This window comes from Streptomyces poriferorum (genome assembly GCF_019399235.1).
GTDB classification, from domain to species: domain Bacteria; phylum Actinomycetota; class Actinomycetes; order Streptomycetales; family Streptomycetaceae; genus Streptomyces; species Streptomyces poriferorum.
Window position 1 is genome coordinate 1 of the sequence record NZ_JAELVH010000604.1, and the last position, 1,394, is coordinate 1,394.

Annotated in this window: 2 protein-coding genes; one reads left to right on the top strand and one right to left on the bottom strand. The window is 69.3% G+C overall.

Annotation, left to right across the window (positions count from 1 at the left end; all coding sequences use genetic code 11):
* Positions 1-20: 20 nt before the first annotated feature.
* Entirely contained in the window at positions 21-530 is a 510-nt protein-coding gene (locus JGS39_RS39975; RefSeq protein WP_219574651.1) for a MarR family winged helix-turn-helix transcriptional regulator, read from the bottom strand.
* Between the two features lie 79 nt (positions 531-609).
* Between JGS39_RS39975 and JGS39_RS39980 the strand changes: the two genes are divergently transcribed.
* A partial coding sequence (locus JGS39_RS39980) for an MMPL family transporter (RefSeq protein ID WP_219574652.1) occupies positions 610-1,394 on the top strand: 785 nt, incomplete at its 3' end.

Genomic DNA, 1,394 nt, shown 5'->3' on the forward strand with positions numbered 1-1,394 from the left:
GCGGCCGGCCGCCTGGCCCGCTACGGCGTTCTCTCGCGGTCCCTCAACTGCGTGAGCTGGTCGTTCTGGGCCTCCAGGAAGCGCACGACGACGTGGAGTTCGTCCTCGTCGAACTGGCGCCGGGCCGCTTCGGTGGCGGTCGCCAGCGGGCTGAAGAAGTCGCGGGCGACTGATTTCGCAGCCGGCGCGTAATGCAGACGAACCACCCGCCGGTCGCCACCGTCCCGGACGCGGTGAACATGACCCGCACGCTCCAGCCGGTCCAGACACGCCGTCACCGCACCCGAGGTGAGGTCGAGCTGCTCGCGCAGTCTCCCCGGGGTCATGGCCGACCCGTCCTCATCGTGCTCGGCGTCGAGGATGGCGATGAGAGCCTGCACATCCGTCGGATGGAGCCCCTGGGCCTGGGCGAACTCGTGGGTGATGCGGTTGAGCTCGCTCGTCATGCGGCGCAGCAGCACAGCGAACGACTGGAGCCCCGTGGGGCCGTCGCTCGTGCCTCTGTCCGGGCCTCCGTCTGCTGTGCGCATACCTCCATAGTAATATCTCTCACTGATTGAGATAATCAATCGCCGAGAGACATGGCATGCATCGACCCATGGGGAAGCAATGAAGCCCGCACAGCGGCACCGTATCGTCCGATGGCTGGTGCCCGTAGCCCTGCTCGTCGTCTGGCTCGGCATCGGAGGGACGCTCGGCCCCTACGCCGGGAAGCTCGGCGAGGTCGCGACGAACGACCAGGCCGCCTTCCTGCCGCGCAGTGCCGAGTCGACCAAGGTGTCCGAGGCGCAGAAGGCGTTCCAGAAGTCCGGGACCGTACCGGCGATCGTCGTGTGGACCGGCCGGTCGGGCGAGCTCCCGGCCGGTGCGGAGGAGATGGCCACGCGGTCGCTCACTTCGTTGACGGGTCAGCCCGGCGTGGTGGGCGCGCCTTCGAGCGCGAAGCTCTCACAGGACGGAGAGGCGCTCTCCGGCGTCGTCCAACTGCGCTCGGACCTGGGTGACGAGCTGCCCGACACCCTCGAAAGGGTGCGCGACGCAGTCGGCTCCGTGCCGGGCACGACGGCGGAGATCGCCGGGCCCGCAGCCAGCCAGGCCGACCTCAAGGACGCGTTCGCGGGGATCGACGGACTGCTCCTGGGTGTGGCGCTGGCCGCCGTCCTGCTGATTCTCCTGCTCGTCTACCGCAGCGTGCTGCTGCCGTTCCTGATCATCTTCAGCGCCGTCCTCGCCCTGGGCCTCGTCTGCGCCGTCGTCTACGCCCTCGCGGACCACGGTGTCGTCCGCGTGGACGGCCAGGTCCAGGGCATCCTGTCCATCCTGGTGATCGGGGCGGCCACCGACTACGCCCTGCTGCTGACCGCACGCTTCCGGGAGGAGCTCGCCCGGCACGG